15 protein-coding genes, 1 tRNA gene and 1 other RNA gene are annotated in these 15574 nt (G+C 65.5%); 10 read left to right on the forward strand and 7 right to left on the reverse strand.

Translation table 11 applies throughout. From position 1 onward, the window contains the following. Positions 1 to 2 precede the first annotated feature (2 nt). Positions 3 to 476, forward strand: a complete 474-nt coding sequence (smpB, locus tag AC4AMJ_RS05685) for an SsrA-binding protein SmpB (RefSeq protein WP_489896517.1) — start codon at positions 3 to 5, stop codon at positions 474 to 476. A 45-nt stretch (positions 477 to 521) separates the two neighbouring features. Then, positions 522 to 1769: a glycoside hydrolase family 27 protein gene (locus AC4AMJ_RS05690; RefSeq protein WP_489918379.1), complete on the forward strand. Its 1248-nt coding sequence runs from the start codon at positions 522 to 524 to the stop codon at positions 1767 to 1769. Positions 1770 to 1778: 9 nt separating this feature from the next. Here AC4AMJ_RS05690 and AC4AMJ_RS05695 read toward each other — a convergent pair whose 3' ends face one another. Continuing rightward, a complete protein-coding gene (locus AC4AMJ_RS05695; RefSeq protein ID WP_489896516.1) occupies positions 1779 to 2099 on the reverse strand; it encodes a hypothetical protein in 321 nt (106 codons plus the stop codon). A 186-nt stretch (positions 2100 to 2285) separates the two neighbouring features. On the opposite strand from AC4AMJ_RS05695, the gene AC4AMJ_RS05700 reads away from it, so the two are divergent. Further along, entirely contained in the window at positions 2286 to 2807 is a 522-nt protein-coding gene (locus AC4AMJ_RS05700; protein WP_489900979.1) for a TetR/AcrR family transcriptional regulator, read from the forward strand. A gap of 87 nt (positions 2808 to 2894) precedes the next feature. Next, positions 2895 to 3265, forward strand: a transfer-messenger RNA (tmRNA) gene (ssrA, locus tag AC4AMJ_RS05705). Positions 3266 to 3333: 68 nt separating this feature from the next. On the opposite strand, the gene AC4AMJ_RS05710 is transcribed toward ssrA, so the two are convergent. Further along, positions 3334 to 4836 carry a carboxylesterase/lipase family protein gene (locus tag AC4AMJ_RS05710; protein ID WP_489917489.1) on the reverse strand — a complete coding sequence of 501 codons (1503 nt, stop codon included), beginning with the start codon at positions 4834 to 4836 and terminating at the stop codon, positions 3334 to 3336. Positions 4837 to 4915: 79 nt separating this feature from the next. Continuing rightward, the gene (locus AC4AMJ_RS05715) at positions 4916 to 5599 is read right to left on the reverse strand and encodes an alpha/beta fold hydrolase (RefSeq protein WP_489917490.1); all 684 of its coding nucleotides are present in this window, start codon (positions 5597 to 5599) and stop codon (positions 4916 to 4918) included. A gap of 139 nt (positions 5600 to 5738) precedes the next feature. Between AC4AMJ_RS05715 and pgm the strand changes: the two genes are divergently transcribed. The 4 genes from pgm (at position 5739) to AC4AMJ_RS05735 (ending at position 8689) form a co-directional block, all read left to right on the forward strand. Continuing rightward, positions 5739 to 7379, forward strand: coding sequence for a phosphoglucomutase (alpha-D-glucose-1,6-bisphosphate-dependent) (pgm, locus tag AC4AMJ_RS05720; RefSeq protein ID WP_489896513.1), 1641 nt, complete (start codon positions 5739 to 5741; stop codon positions 7377 to 7379). A gap of 48 nt (positions 7380 to 7427) precedes the next feature. Next, complete coding sequence (locus AC4AMJ_RS05725) at positions 7428 to 7781, forward strand: hypothetical protein (protein ID WP_489917491.1); 354 nt, start codon at positions 7428 to 7430, stop codon at positions 7779 to 7781. Then, complete coding sequence (locus AC4AMJ_RS05730) at positions 7778 to 8524, forward strand: DsbA family protein (RefSeq protein ID WP_489917492.1); 747 nt, start codon at positions 7778 to 7780, stop codon at positions 8522 to 8524. The genes AC4AMJ_RS05725 and AC4AMJ_RS05730 overlap by 4 nt, the downstream gene beginning before the upstream one ends. Positions 8525 to 8616: 92 nt before the next feature. Next, positions 8617 to 8689, forward strand: a tRNA-Ala gene (locus tag AC4AMJ_RS05735). A 67-nt stretch (positions 8690 to 8756) separates the two neighbouring features. Here the strand turns inward: AC4AMJ_RS05735 and AC4AMJ_RS05740 are convergent. The 4 genes from AC4AMJ_RS05740 to AC4AMJ_RS05755 all read right to left on the reverse strand — a co-directional run bounded on the left by AC4AMJ_RS05740 (position 8757) and on the right by AC4AMJ_RS05755 (position 12615). After that, positions 8757 to 8942 (reverse strand): hypothetical protein, encoded by a 186-nt coding sequence (locus tag AC4AMJ_RS05740; protein ID WP_489896510.1) that lies wholly within the window; start codon positions 8940 to 8942, stop codon positions 8757 to 8759. Continuing rightward, positions 8939 to 11464 carry a patatin-like protein gene (locus tag AC4AMJ_RS05745; protein ID WP_489917493.1) on the reverse strand — a complete coding sequence of 842 codons (2526 nt, stop codon included), beginning with the start codon at positions 11462 to 11464 and terminating at the stop codon, positions 8939 to 8941. The genes AC4AMJ_RS05740 and AC4AMJ_RS05745 overlap by 4 nt, the downstream gene beginning before the upstream one ends. Positions 11465 to 11559: 95 nt before the next feature. After that, on the reverse strand, positions 11560 to 12255 hold the full coding sequence (locus tag AC4AMJ_RS05750; RefSeq protein WP_489917494.1) for an alpha/beta fold hydrolase: 696 nt from the start codon (positions 12253 to 12255) through the stop codon (positions 11560 to 11562). A 21-nt stretch (positions 12256 to 12276) separates the two neighbouring features. Next, positions 12277 to 12615 (reverse strand): histone-like nucleoid-structuring protein Lsr2, encoded by a 339-nt coding sequence (locus tag AC4AMJ_RS05755; RefSeq protein ID WP_489896507.1) that lies wholly within the window; start codon positions 12613 to 12615, stop codon positions 12277 to 12279. A 995-nt stretch (positions 12616 to 13610) separates the two neighbouring features. Between AC4AMJ_RS05755 and trhO the strand changes: the two genes are divergently transcribed. Then, positions 13611 to 14495, forward strand: coding sequence for an oxygen-dependent tRNA uridine(34) hydroxylase TrhO (gene trhO, locus AC4AMJ_RS05760; RefSeq protein ID WP_489917495.1), 885 nt, complete (start codon positions 13611 to 13613; stop codon positions 14493 to 14495). Then, positions 14492 to 15538 carry a CobW family GTP-binding protein gene (locus tag AC4AMJ_RS05765; protein ID WP_489917496.1) on the forward strand — a complete coding sequence of 349 codons (1047 nt, stop codon included), beginning with the start codon at positions 14492 to 14494 and terminating at the stop codon, positions 15536 to 15538. The genes trhO and AC4AMJ_RS05765 overlap by 4 nt, the downstream gene beginning before the upstream one ends. Positions 15539 to 15574: the final 36 nt, after the last annotated feature.

Here is a 15574-nt window from a genome sequence, read left to right on the forward strand (position 1 = left end):
GCATGGTGAAAGAGAAGGGTCGCAATGTCATCGCGACCAATCGCAAGGCACGACACAACTACACCATCCTCGACACCTACGAGGCCGGCATCGCGCTGCTCGGCACCGAGGTCAAGAGTCTCCGCGAGGGCAAGGCCTCACTCGTCGACGCCTTCGCGACCGTCGACGACGGTGAGATCTGGCTGAGGGCCTTGCACATCGCCGAATACGGCAGCGGATCGTGGACCAATCACGCCCCGCGACGCAACCGGAAGTTATTGCTGCACCGCCGTGAGATCGACAACCTCATCGGCAAGATCCGCGATGGCAACCTGACGCTGGTTCCGCTGTCGCTGTACTTCAACGACGGCAAGGTCAAGGTGGAACTCGCACTCGCGCGCGGCAAACAGGCCCACGACAAGCGACAGGACCTCGCGCGGCGCACCGCGCAGCGTGAGGTCGAGCGTGAGATTGGTCGTCGCGTCAAGGGGATGTGACCGGTGGATGTAGCCCGTCCGCACGGACTTCCTCATCCACTCCGGATCGTCGCGGCAGTATTCTCCGTACTCCTCGCGCTGGTCGTTGTCTCCGCCTGTACGCCGGACCCCGAGGGGCGGATCGGCGGTGACGGCGTCGCCGTCGACGGCCTGCCGGCGACGCCGCCGATGGGTTGGAACAGCTGGAACACCTTCGGCTGCAACATCACCGAGCAGATCGTGCGGGAACAGGCGGACGCGCTGGTCGATACCGGTTTGCGGGACGCGGGTTATCGGTACGTGGTCGTCGACGACTGCTGGGCGGCCGATCAGCGTGCCGCGGACGGCTCGTTGCAGGCCGACCCGAAGCGCTTTCCCTCCGGAATGGCCGCCCTCGGGGAGTATCTGCACGAGCGGGGTCTGAAGTTCGGCCTCTACTCCGGGGCGAGCAAGCAGACCTGCACCCAGTTCCTCGGTTCCGCACCGGGGTCCACCGGCAGTCGCGGCCACGAGTCCCAGGATGCCGCGACATTCGCGGACTGGCAGGTCGACTATCTGAAATACGACTGGTGCTCAAGCGATTCCGATCACGACGATCAGGTCGAGGCGTTCACCGCGATGCGGGACGCGATCCGGGACACCGGCCGGCCCATCGTCTACAGCATCAACCCCAACAGCGGCGTCGCCGGCTCGGTACCGGGCAGCGAGTACGACTGGGGTGGTGTGGCGACGATGACTCGGATCACCAATGACATCACGCCAATGTGGTCGACCAACGCCGATGCCTCGGGTTCTCAGGGCATCGTCGACATCACCGACGCCGTCGCGCCGCTGGCGGCCCGTGTCCGGGCCGGCTCGTTCAACGACCCGGACATGCTCGTCGTGGGCGTCGACGGGAAGCCCGGCCTCACGGTGGCGCAGCAGCGGACCCAGATGTCGATGTGGGCGATGATGGCTGCGCCGCTGATCGCCGGCAACGATCTGACGCGGATGTCGCCGGAGACGCGCGCGATGTTGCGCAACCGGGCGATCATCCAGGTCGACCAGGATGACCGGGTCAGCGCGGGGGCGCCGGTGGACGACGATCCGGAGATCTGGGCCCGGGCGATCGGGGAGAAGGGACTCGTGGTGTCCCTGACCAACCGCGGCGACCATTCGCGGACGATGACGGTGTCGTTGGCCAGCCTCGGGCTGGTCGGTGATCACACGGTCAGCGCCATCGACGCCTGGACCGGTCGGCGGTATCAGGCGTCGGGAGGCGAGTTGTCGGTGGACGTCGGCGTCAACGACACGGCGTTGCTGCAGATCGTGTGAGCGGTTGTCTCATGCCGCGTCCGAGAGTGTGACGTCGCGGTAGCTGTCCTCGTACCGATCGATCCGGTCACGCTCGACCGCGGGCATGAGCGGGTCGCCGTGCAGGATGAGGGCGTCGTTGCTGGTCGTCTCGGCGCTTTCGCGCATCTGAAAGCGGAATGCCGCGACCGAGAGCGCGTAGGCGGCAGCCGCCCCCACGCCGCATCCCCACGCGCCGGCGGTGGCACCGAGGGCGAGCGCCGCCACGAACAGACCGAGCAGGGTGAAGCCGATCAGAAGCAGCAGGTAGCCGATGTAGGAGAACGATATCGACCTGACGAGGTCGCGCATCGTGAGAGTCCTTTCTCGCGAGTTCGTGCTCGTGGACCCGAGCCACAGCGATACACACACTGTATCGATACGTTCACTGTAGCGATACGCCATGTGTATCGCAACATGCTGTGTATCGAAACGGTCCGTATATCGACAGGCCGGCCGTGGTATTCCTGATCGGTGGCGCCGACGACCGACAGTGGGATGAAGATCGTGGGGTCGACGCTCGAGCTTCTCCGATCGCGTGGGCCCGCCGCGGTCACGATCGAGGCGGTGGCGGCCCATTCGGGCGTGGCCCGGACCACGATCTACCGCCGCTACCGCAATCGTGAGGAGATGCTGACCGATGCGCTCGTCGCGGTCGGCGTCCCGGAGTCCCCCTCCGGGGATCTGACCGCCGAGCAGCGAATGCGGTGGGTCATCCGGCAGTCGGCGGCGATGGTGTTCGACGGCATCGGATTCGGGGGCATGGCGGCTTTGCTGACCGACAGTGACCCGTCGTTCAGCGAATTGTTCCGGCGGGTGCTCACGATGCATCGCGAGATTCTCGAGGCGGCCCTGCGGGACGGGATATCCGCCGGTGTGATGCGCGCGGACCTCGAGCCCGACGGCCTCGTCGACGGTGTGGTAGGGATGCTCGTGGCAGAGCAGGCGCGCACCGGGACGATCGCGCCCGATTGGGAGGACCGGGCCTACGCACTGTTCGGTTCCGTGGTTCTCGTGTGAATCGTCGCCGAACGGATACCCGGATGATTTCGACTGCAGACGTTGTTAGACTGAAGTGCTCATCGAATTCTGGTGAGTACCTGTCTCGGGGCTGATCGGTTTCGACTGCGTGCGTCGAGGTAGGGGAAGCGTGTCGGTGCAGGCTAGAGACCACCGTAAGCGTCGTAGCAACCAATTAAGCGCCGATAAGAATCAGCGCGACTACGCCCTCGCTGCCTGAGCAGCACGGCTAGTCTGTCGGCCCGGGTCTGCTCCCAGCCCGGGTCCCGGCATCATCTTCGGGAGCTCACCGTCCTCGCCGGTCGCGGGTGGGGGCGGGACAACCAACAGCGACTGGGATCGTCATCTCGGCTTGTTCGCGTGACCGGGAGATCCGAGTAGAGGCATAGCGGACTGCACACGGAGAAGCCCTACTGACACGACGGAGGACCCGGGTTCAATTCCCGGCAGCTCCACGGCAGACGGCCCCTGAACCGCAATGGTTCGGGGGCCGTTTTGTTGACGGTGGACGAGCGCGGCGCTCAAATCAGCGCACGCCCTCCCAGGTCTCGCGTTCGTCTTTGGCGGGATCGGAGACGTCGGCCACGATGTCGGCGATCAGTCCCACGTGCCGGGCACTGAGGTCATACGACGTCCAGCCCGGCGAGCCGCTGGTGACGAAGTCGACCCAGACGCGATGGGCGGTGTCGGCGACCGCCTGCGACGGGTGGTCGCCGAGGCGTGGCGCCACCGTCTTCTCCCGGAGGTTGTCGAAGACGAACGGGATCTCGGCGGCGTGTGCGGCACCGAACCCGCGGCTCTCCGAGGGATCCGGATAGTCGAATCGGTACAGCCAGGTCGGCGCGCCACCGGCCGTCACCCGTGTCTCCGCGACACGCAATGCCGGAATCCCGAAGAACCAGTCGGTGACGACCGCCGCCACGAGATCGCCCGGGCTCGCGTCCGGCCGATTCTGCCGGTACGTCTCGATCGCACGCTCGTCCAGTCCGTATGCCTGTGCGGTCGCGGTGAAGGTGGGTTCGTCGATGAGGCCGATGGTCTGCGGGGCCACCAGGAACAGTCTGGCTTCGTCCCGCGTCGAGCCGGTCAGCATCGTCACCTCGGCGCCGACGCCGTCGGCCATTGCCTCGAGAGGGTGGCGGGGTAGTACATCTCCGTCGACGACGGGCGCAAACGGCAGCAGGCTCATCGCCAGGGGTCCCCATTTCTCCGGGTCCGGACTGGTCTGGACCTCGGTCACCAAATCTGCGGCGGCCGTGACCAATGTGTCCAGGTCGACACCGGCAATGGCCGCCCGGGTCGGCTCCACACCGAGCGATTCGGCGAGGAATCGGCTCACCATCAGCCCCTGTTCTGGGCTGATCGTGTGCGCGGTGGCGCCGGACTGCGTGATCGCGCGGGAGAACAACCCCTGTGCGGATGGCATCGTCAGCAGCGTCGACACGCTCATCGCCCCGGCGGACTCGCCTGCGACCGTCACCTGATCCGGATCGCCACCGAAAGCCGCGATGTTCTCCCGGACCCAGCGCAACGCGGCGATCTGGTCCAGTAGTCCTAGGTTGGCGACACCGTCGTCGAGATAGAGGAATCCTTCCGCGGCCAGTCGGTAGTTGATCGACACCAACACCACGCCGTCCCGCGCGAAGGCGGCGCCGTCGTACTCGGCCACCGAGTTCGACCCGTTCATGAACGAACCGCCGTGTATCCACACCAGCACCGGACTTGCGCCCTCGAGTCCCGGCGACCAGACGTTGACGTTGAGGCATTCGTCTCCGTCGATGGTCACCTCCGCGAAGAGGGGCGCGAAGTGCGGTGGGTAGTTCCCCTTGGGCACGGTCGGGCCGAACTCGCCGCAGTCGCGCGGCTCACCCCATTTCTCCGCCGGCGCGGGCGGGCGCATCCGGTTGGGGCCGAAGGGTGCTGCCGCATAAGGGATTCCGAGGAAGCGAAGGACGCCGTCGGCGAGTTCGCGGCCGCGGACCGGGCCGGAAGCGGTGGTGACGACGGGACGGCCGGGTTCAGCGGACATGGCACTCCTCGATGCTTGTGTGAGCTTCGTCACAGTAGCATCGAGGAGGCCTGGCCGACGGCGGCGGCGCCGATGAGTCCTACCGGCCGGGACGCCTCGCGACGATGGCCGTCTCGGCGGTACCGCGCGCATCAACGCGAGTAGGTGCGCTGACGCCTTCTGGAGGACGGGCGAGGGCAGCACCCACGAAATCGAGTGCGGCGCGCTGCCAGAGCCCGATGTGGTCGAGCATCGCGTGGTCTCCGCCGGGGACCGCGACGAAGGTGGCGTCCACGCCGCGGGCCACGAGTTCACGAACGCCCTTCTCGGTCCGCCGCGGGTAGGTCCGCTCGTCGGCGGTGCCGTGGATGGCGACCACGCGAACATCGTCGTTGATAAATCGCCAATCGGCGTGCTGCCACCACGGTGCGAGCGCGAGCAGGCCCACCACGCGCGGATCGGCGGCCAGTCGGGCCCCGACCCGGCCGCCCATCGAATGGCCGACGACCACGATCGGGACACCGGGGTGTTCGTGGGCGAGATCGTCGAGGGCCTTCTGGGCGTACGGCATCGGGCTGTTCTGCTCGCCGTTCCAGCCGTACACGCGATAGCGGACCTGGTGCACTCGCACCGTGCGCGGAAAACGAGCACGGATCGACCAGGTGAACGGGTACATCCGCAGCGCCGAGGCCTGGCGCGGGCTGAACGGTCGGTAGCTGTGATCCGTGCCGCCGGGGAGCACCAGCACCAGCAGTTCGCACGGGTCGGGTGCGCGTTTCAGCACGGCGGTCCGATCGGGACGGATGGGTTCATGACAGGGTCCTCTGTGACAACGGTCCGGTGGGGCGACAGCTGATTTTGGCTCACAGTAGCTGTTCGTCCGTTGTCGACGTCCGGATCGGTTCCAGTGGCAGAATTGCGCCATGGCACATCCGAGAGCAGGTACACCAGCGCTCCCCGAGGATCTGATCGACGTGGCCGCGGTGGAACGCGCCTACTACGACAAGTCGCCTGACCCCGACGATCCGATGCAGCAGGTCCTGTTCGGGACGTCCGGGCATCGCGGATCGAGTCTCGATGCCGCCTTCAACGAGGCGCACATCCTCGCAACCACTCAGGCGATCGTCGAATACCGGAAGTCGGCCGGCATCACCGGCCCGTTGTTCATCGGTTTCGACACCCATGCGCTATCGATCCCGGCGTGGCGCAGCGCGCTCGAGGTGCTGACCGCCAACGAGGTGGACGTCTACATCGCCGAGAACGAGAAGTTCACCCCGACCCCTGCGGTCAGCTTCGCGATTCTGCGGTTCAACCAGGCGAATCCCGGCGTGCAGGCCGACGGGATCGTCGTGACGCCGTCGCACAACCCGCCGCGCGACGGTGGATTCAAATACAACCCGCCCAGTGGTGGTCCGGCCGACACGTCGATCACCTCGGTCGTGGCACGCCGCGCCAACGAACTGCTCGCGAACAAGCTCGATGGCGTCAAGCGGATCCCGTTCGAGCGGGCACGTCGCAGCGAGTTCATCCACGACTTCCCCTACACGGCCACCTATGTCGATCACCTGCACGAGGTCATCGACATGGCCGCCATTCGCGATGCGGGAGTCCGGATCGGGGCGGATCCCCTCGGCGGTGCATCGGTGGGGTACTGGGCGGAGATCGGTTTCCGTTACAGCTTGGAGAACCTCACCGTCGTGAATCCGACCGTCGATCCGACGTTCCGGTTCATGACCCTGGACACCGACGGCAAGATCCGGATGGACTGCTCCTCGCCGAACGCGATGGCCTCGCTCATCTCCGCCCGCGACAGCTACGACATAGCGACAGGCAACGACGCCGATTCCGACCGCCACGGGATCGTCACGCCCGATGCCGGTCTGATGAACCCCAACCACTATCTGGCCGTGGCGATCGACTACCTGTTCACGCACCGTCCGGGATGGAAAGAGGGCGCGGCGGTGGGCAAGACGCTGGTGAGCTCGTCCCTGATCGATCGGGTGGTCGCCGGCATCGGTCGTCGCCTCCTCGAGGTCCCGGTGGGGTTCAAGTGGTTCGTCGACGGATTGCTCGACGGCAGCATCGCATTCGGTGGGGAGGAGAGCGCCGGGGCGTCGTTCCTCACCTTCGACGGCAAGCCGTGGTCGACCGACAAGGACGGCATCATCATGGCGCTGCTCGCCTCGGAGATGCTCGCGAAGACGGGCCAGACACCGTCGGAGCGTTATCGCGAACTCGCCGGGCGTTACGGCGAGACCGCGTACGCGCGCATCGACGCACCGGCGACGCGCGCGCAGAAGGCGCTGCTGGCAAAGCTGTCCGCGGATCAGGTGAAGGCCGAGGAACTGGCCGGTGAACAGATCACCGCCATCCTCACCGAGGCACCGGGCAACGGCGCGCCGATCGGCGGCCTCAAGGTGACGACCGAGAACGCGTGGTTCGCGGCGCGGCCGTCGGGAACCGAGGACGTCTACAAGATCTACGCCGAGTCGTTCAAGGGAGCCGATCACCTCGCCATCGTGCAGGCGCAGGCCCAGGAGCTGGTCGACTCCGTGCTCGTCTGACCTGTCGTCTCAGGTTGCTCCTATTCGGTGCCGGTTAGAGTCGTCTGCGTGTGCCGAGGACAGACCCGTGGCCGCGTGATCACCGCTGCCGGCGTGACTCGCGCATCGGCGAATCGTGGCTACACGATCGACTGCGGGTGTTCCGGCACGGACGATCGGGACGCGACGGTGACCCGGCGGCACGACGCGATCGAGGTCGCACGTGACACCGGCTTCCTGGCGCATGCCGCGCGGCTCGTCGTTTATCCGCGCACGCCCGCGTCACTCGGGCACCGTTCGCGCCGCTTCGTCGGGTCCGGCGCATGCGCCGAGGTCGATGGCGTGGAGGTCGCCGACATCGAGGCGAGACCGAACGGGCACCTCACACGTACGGAATCGAATGATCAGAAGGAAAAGGTGTGAGCGACAAGCGCAAGCCGGCCGGATCCGCGGCGACGTCGAAGTATCAGCCGCGAGCCAACTCGAGCCGCACGACCTACATCTTGGCAGGAGTCGCGATCGCGATCATCGCGGCTCTCATCGTCGGCGGCGTGGTGTGGAACAGCAAGCGCGACAGGGGCGGCGTCGACGAGGCAGTCCTCAGTGACAACGCCGCCCTGATCATCGGCGCGCCGTCCGCGCCGCAGACCATCGACGTCTTCGAGGACTTCATGTGTCCGGTCTGCCACGAGTTCGAGCAGCAGTCGGGTGCGGCCATCACCAAGGCCGTCCAGGACGGCTCGCTGCGGGTGCGCTATCACATGCTGACGTTCCTCAACGACGAGTCGTCATCCGGCGACTATTCGTCCCGAGCGGCCGGCGCAGCGCAGTGTGTGGGTTCGAATGAGGACAAGGAGGTGTTCCTCAAGTTCCACACCGCGCTGTTCGCCGACCAGCCGAAGGAAGGGGGGAGCACCGACCTGAGCAGTGCCGACATCGCGCGAATAGCCGGCGAACAGGGGGCCTCGGCCGCAACGCAGAAATGCATCTCAGATGGCGCCAAGGTGGACGAGGCGAACACCGCGGCCGAGCAGTCGCAGACCCAGCTCGCCAAGGCCAACGGCGGTCAGGTCGCCACCCCGACGGTCCTCTCGGGCGGCGAACCTGTCGACGGCATCATGAACGGCTCCGGGTGGCTCGATCAGCTGCTGGCCGACAACGGCTGAGGTGTCCCGGCCCGCGTCCAGCGGATTTGGCCGCAGTGACGACGATGGTGTAGTTTCGCCTTTGCCCTTGAAACGGGTGAACAACAGAATACGGGGCTATGGCGCAGCTGGTAGCGCACCACACTGGCAGTGTGGGGGTCAGGGGTTCGAGTCCCCTTAGCTCCACCGCGAGAAGTCCGTTCCGACCGAGTCGGGACGGACTTCTCTGGTTTGTGGGCGGGCGGACCCGTGCTCAGTTGAGCGCAACGAAGGCGTCATAGACCATGAACGCGGGCCAGAACAAGCCTTCGATGATGGCCCACACGTAGTGCCAGAAGCCACCGTCGACCTGCTGCCAGAAATAGACCCAGGCGCCGAGGATGCCGAGCCCGTAGATGGCGCCACCGCCGGCCGCACCGGCATTGGAATTGTTGCTCATGATTCGAAGCAGTCCTTCAGCCACGCGCGCGATTTGTCCGGGATGTTCTTCAGACCCTGTTCGGCATCGTAGATCGCTCGCATCGCCTCCCAGGCGCGTTCGGTGGTGTCGACCCCGGCGGCCGTGTTGCCGAGCAGCCGGATGATCAGGTCGGCGCCGTCGAGGCGACCGAAGAGATAGTCGTTCTCCCGGTACCCCGGTTTCAGAAAGGCACTGAAATGGGCGAGCCCGTTGCCACACAGCTCAGGGCGTTCAGATTCTTTCTGGGACAGGGTGGTGGCCTCCCGCGGGCTGAACTGGCTGACGGGGATCGGCGAGAACTGCGGGATCTTGGACAGCGCCATGATCGGGAAGAGGATGGCGTCCCACTTCGGGAACCCGAGGTAACGCGACGCCAGCAGACGGAAGTCGCCGTCGCCCCAACCGCCGGGACGTGATTCGGAATCGGCGACGCTGCCACTGTCCTGCGCGGCGTCGACGGTCTCGGTGAAGATCTTCCAGATGGCTTCGTTGTCGTTGTGCAGTTCGGACTCGAGGAATGCGGCGTACTCGGTGAAAAGTGCCTTGATCCGCCTGACGAGGTCGGCGGAGAGCCCTTCGCCAGGTGTCGATTGCTCGGCGGCGGCGATCAGGAATTCGACGTCGATCCGCTTGTCCGTGAACGCCGCCTCGGGCGCGGCCTGTGTAGCGCTCAGCTCGGCCCATACCTTCGCCTTGAGCGCGTCGACCTGTGCCCGGGGTGGACCTCCGCTCCGGTACAGGCTGTTGATGCCGTCGATGATGAACAGGAATCGTCGCTCGCTGTATGGCGTGTCGTGGGGTTTCAAGAACGTCTTCGCGAGGGCGGAGCCTTCATTGTCGGCGTCGGGGTCACCCGACCGCTCGTCGTCCCACTCCGGCAGCCCACGGACGTACTGCGAGAGCGCTGACCTGATGTAGGCGGCCGTCGAGGACTCGTTGGGGAGCCGGTGACAGGTGAGGATCGCGGTCGCGACCCGGTCCGCGATCGCCAGCGCCTTCATCCGTTCGTAGGTGCTCCAGGTCGCCCTCAGTGTTGTCTTGGCCTGCGCGTAGAAGGTGTCGGAGATCTTCTGCGCCGACTCGAGTGCCCTGAGTTGGCCGAGGAAGGTCTCCGGCATCGTGCCGCCGTCCGACTGCCGTTTCATCTGCGCTGCGACGGTCTCTTCGACCCGCTCCCGCAGATTGTGCTCGATCTCTGTGTTCTGCTGTTCGGCCACGGCACCGATCTCATCGATTCGCGCATTCATGTCCCGCAGCCGGAGTAGGTCTTTCAGGATCGAATGACTGGTCAGCGGAGCCTTGATCCCGAGGAGGTCGGCGGCGAACGATTGTGAGCCGCCGCCGCGACGCTTGACCGGATCGGTGAGTGCGGCTCCCGGATCCGGCTCGATATAGACCAGACGGCGGATGACCCGGCTCTGCGCGGACTCCCGTGCGATGGCGTCGATGACGAGGTCGAACGGCGCGTTGTCGATGAGGCCGCCGTCGACGAAGGCCTGCTCGGGAGCCTTCTTGTCTCGAACCCCGGGCGTGTTGGGATAGCGGAACCGGAACACCTCCTCGAGCGCCGTCGCGTCGAGGGTGATGGCCTTCTTGACCTCGGACAGGAACCCGCTTCGGGAGACCGGCAAGAAGGCCGCCGGAAATGCCGACGTCGCGCGCGCGGCAAAGGTCAGTGCCGGAGTGCTTTCCGGTCCGAGACCAACCGGGGTGCTCCCCGGGTCCGCGTTCTTGCTGCGGAACTCCATCACCTGTGCGTACGCTCTGTCGCGCTGGCCGACGCCGCCGGCACCGGACGGGACGACGACGTCGAAGCCGTTCTGATCCGTCGTCGTGACGAACAGTTGCACGCGCCGACCGTCGGGTATCAGCGAGTTGAGTTCGCCGGAATGGTCGGCCGATGTTCGCCGCTCGACCTCGGTGTCCATCGTCGTGAGCGCGTTCAGCAGATTGCGCGACATCACGTCCGAGCGCAACAGGGATGTCGAGCGCCAGGCGGTGGCGGCCGCCCAGATCGCAGCCATCCCGGCCTGAACGGCGAGGCCGGCGAATGTCGGGCCGCGCAACAGCTTCCGGAGGTCCCCCTCCTTGATCCACAGGTCACGCAACGCGTCCTGGCCGGCATTGACGGCCAATGCCTTGGCCAGCACCACACCGTTAATCCCGCCCGCCGATGTTCCGCCGATGATGTCGATGACCACCGACAACGGATGCCCGGCCGCGGCGAGATCCTTCAGTGTCTCGAAGTAGACCGCCTCGGTGTCGCGATGGACGTCCGTGGCCGAACTGCTCGGGTGGGTGAACGGGTTGTCGGCATCAGGTCGATTGCCGGCGCGGTCGAAGGCGCGGGCGGCGACGACGAGTTTGTGTAGTTCCTTGGTCACGCCGTGCATGTACACGGCGAGTGACACCCCGCCATAACAAACCAGCGCCAGCCGAAGTTCGGTGACGGTCTCGTGTTTGTCGTCGGGGGAGTGGTCGGACGAATCGTCAGGCGGCATGTGAGTGCGCTCCGGTCACCGATGGAAAGGCCGACTGGAATTATCCACCAACAATTGTTTCGTGTGACCGGAAAGGGACGAGCGTAATCGATTGTTCAGGTCAGGGCATCGGCCAATGCAGTCGGCTGACTCAAAGCAACCAGATGGCCGCCCGGGATGACAGTGACGTCGACGCCCAATCGCTCGCGCGCGATACGTCGCTGGAAATCGGCGGGAAAGAACCGATCATCGCGGCCCGTGATGACCCTGACATCCGTCGGCCACTCATCGAACGGGCTCTCGCAGGACATGATGCCGTCCGACTGTTCGGGCTCACCCAGACGCATCGCCTCGGCGACGACGGCCTCGGGGACATCGTGGAAGAAATCCTGCATCGGGTCGATGCCCTCGGCCGGGGGCCGGCCGTCCGCGGCGGCGGCCGCGGCGCGCGCCGTGCCCGCTCCGCTGGTCGTAAACCAGTGGCCCGGTGTCTCGTGTGGCAGTGGGATCATCGCGTTGACCAGCACCACGCGCCGGGGATCGAGACGGCCGGCGACGACAGGGGCGGTGAATCCCCCGAGAGATTGGGCGACCACCACGACCTCATCACCGGTGAGTGATGACGGCGTGTGGCCCGAGGCCACGAGTTGTCCGACGCACGCGTCGGCGTAGGCGACGAAGTCGGCATCCGGGTCGCCTGCGGGCAATGCCACCGCAACCGCGTCGTGTCCCCGGGCGGCCAACTCAGCGACCACGCGATGCCAGTACCAGGCGCTACCGCCCGCCCCGGGAATGAGAACGAACGTCGCCATCTACTCGGGCAGAATGTCGAGTCAGTGCGCGGCTTCGAATGCCTCGATGACGGTCAACGGAATGCGGCCGCGATCGCTGACCTCATACCCGTTCTTGTTCGCCCACTCGCGGATGGCTTTCGTCTGTTCCTTGCTGCGACTCGATGACATCGGCGTCGAGCGCTTGATGCCACGCGAGGACGAAGTCACCCGCGAAACGGAAATGTACTTCGCGACGGAATCGCGGAACTGGGCGGCATGCTTCGACGACGTGTCGAATTCATAAGTCTTTCCATCCAGGGCCCAGCGGACGGTCTCGTAGTCCTCGAGAACCTTGCCATCGATGTCATCAATTACTTGAACAATTTCCTTCTTCGCCATAGTGAACTCCCTGTGCCTTCGTTGTGCCGAACTGTTCCCGAGTTGAACTAACGACCAATGGATCGTGCGCAAAGGCAACTACCCCATTTTTCCGTCAGGTTGTGCTGGTCATCGTATACGGAAAAATCTAAAGAGTTCCTGAGAAATCCACCATTCGACGGGGTATGCGTTAAATGACGTAGGAAGTGAATGAAGATTAGGCTGTCGGCGACGCGGTGGCGGTGGTTTCCGGGGCGATGTCGGACTCCGTGGATGCGGTGTCGGCGGCTCCCGATTCAGGTATTCCGACGAGCGCCGAAGGGGCGCGCTCGGATGCCGTGATCGCTCGGTAACCCGTTGGGGTGACGGCGAATCCGGACTCAGAGCTTGATTCGATGCAGAACAGTCCGGCAGTTTCGACCAGGCAGGAAAACCGTGAAATCGAAATCGTGTACCCGTAATCGACGATTGTGCTGCGGTATAGCACGGGATACCGATTGGCACATGCTCCCGCTTCTGTACCTTCCGTGCTCAAGGTCACAAGATTCTTGGCCCAATCGCATGTCGCGCTCGGAGCTGATCGCGAGATGCCTTTCGGCTGTCCGTTGAGCCGGCAGGCCAACGTCGCCGAGCCATTCGTCCCCGTAGAACAGTTCACTGCTCTGTCCGGAGTCGAGAAGTGAAAACCCGAGGTGTCCTCGAGCGGGGATTCGGGTGTTACCGAGCCTTGGTGATAGCGGGCATTGTCGACTCGCGGCGCCAGCGCGACAACTCGACCGAACGTCCAATCGGGTAACGAGGCCGCGGTGTCGTCGACGGACACGCGGGTGGTCGTGGTCGAGGAGTCGACGACGGACTCCGTGGAGAGTGCGTCGGTCGGGGGCAGGACGATGCCCGACGGTGCGGTATCGGGTGATATCGAGCATGCGACGAACGTCGCGCCGACGAGTGTGACCAGCACCGCGGCCAGCGATACGCGTACCGAACCACGGCGCAGGTGTCCGTACCCTTGCACTGTGTCGACCCCCAAGATCGTGTTGTTCTACGTGTTCACGCCGCTGGCCGACCCCGAGGCCATTCGCCTGTGGCAGCAGGCCGTCTGCGAACAGAATGGACTGCGCGGCAGGATCATCGTGTCACCCCATGGCATCAACAGCACCGTCGGCGGTGACATACGTCAGGTGAAACGGTACGTCAGGGCCACCCGGTCGTATCCGGCGTTCAAGGATGCCGACATCAAATGGTCCAACGGCCTCGGTGACGACTTCCCGCGACTCACCGTGCGGGTGCGCCCGGAGATCGTCACATTCGGTGTACCCGACGAGGTCCGGGTGGATGCCGACGGCGTCGTCGGCGGAGGAACCCACCTGACGCCGCAGCAGATTCACGAGTTGGTCGCCGACCGCGGCGACGAGGTCGTCTTCTTCGACGGACGCAACCGCGTCGAGGCCGAGGTCGGCCGATTCACCGGCGCGGTGGTGCCTCAGGCGGAGACCACCCGCGACTTCGTGCCTCTTCTCGACAGTGGGGCGTTCGATCACCTCAAGGAGCGGCCGGTCGTCACCTATTGCACCGGAGGCGTGCGATGCGAGGTCCTCTCGTCGTTGATGCGCGCACGAGGGTTCCGGGAGGTCTACCAGCTCGACGGCGGGATCGTCCGCTACGGCGAGGAGTTCGGCGACGACGGCCTCTGGCAGGGGTCTCTCTATGTCTTCGACAACCGCATGACCGTCGATTTCTCCGACCACGCCGCCGTCATCGGTGCCTGCTCACGGTGCGGGGCCCCCACCAGCGCCCTGGCCAACTACCCGGACGCACTCGGACGCGAACTCGCGGTGCTCTGTGACGCGTGTCAGCAGGCGGTCGGTGCCGACGACGCCGACCGGTCATCGGTGTCGTGACGCGCGGAACCGTCCCGGTGATCGTGGTCGCCGGATTTCTCGGCTCCGGCAAGACCACCGTGCTCAACCATCTCCTGCGCACTGCGTCCGGCGCACGGATCGGCGTCCTGGTCAACGACTTCGGCGCGATCAACATCGACGCGCTGCTCATCGCCGGGCAGGCCGACGGTTCGGTCAGCCTGTCGAACGGCTGCATGTGCTGCAGCGTGGACGCCGACGGTGTGGAAGCCGCGCTGTCCCGACTGCTGCGGCCGTCGGCGCGCATCGACGCGATCGTCGTCGAGGCGAGCGGTATCGCGGAGCCGAGGTCGTTGGTCCGGATGATCACCGGGTTCACCGACCCTCGGATGCGCTACGGCGGACTCGTCTACGTGGTCGATGCGGCAGCGTTTCCGGATCTGCGGGAGCGGCATCCCGAGATCGATCGGCATGTCGAGATCGCGGACCTGGTCATCATCAACAAAGCCGACCTGGCCACCGAGGCCGAACTGTCGGCGGTGCGTGCATCCACATCCCGCGTCAACGACACCGCACCCACGGTGACGACTGCCGACGGCGTCGTCGACGTCACGCTGTTGTTCGACGCCCCGCAGCGCCCGCACCGGGCCGAGGCCCGTGGCGGCCAGTTGGCCCTCGACGAACTGTTCGCCGACTGTGACGGTCACGAGCACGGTGCGCATGATCACCGGCATCTGCACGACGCCTATCAGTCGGTCGACTTCGTCACGGACAGGCCCATGAGCCCCCGTCGGCTCGCGGGATTTCTGGAGCGCCCGCCGGCCGGCTGCTATCGGATCAAGGGTGTGGTGGCCTTCGATGTGCCGGGGCACCGACAGCGCTACGTCGTCCATGCGGTGGGTGGGTTCGTGCGGGTCGAGCGGCACGCGTGGTCGGGTATGCCACGAACGACCAGCATCGTCGTGATCGGTTCCGGTATCGATCCGAACGCGGTCGAGAAGGCGCTGGAGGCCGCCGTCGACGACGGACAGCCGGACGAGCACGGCATCCTGAGCATCACACGGTACGTGGTCACAGCTCCCTAACGTTTTCGTCGGCCCAGGTCGCGAATTTTCCAAATG

The sequence above is a fragment of the Gordonia sp. LMA484 genome (assembly GCF_058129505.1).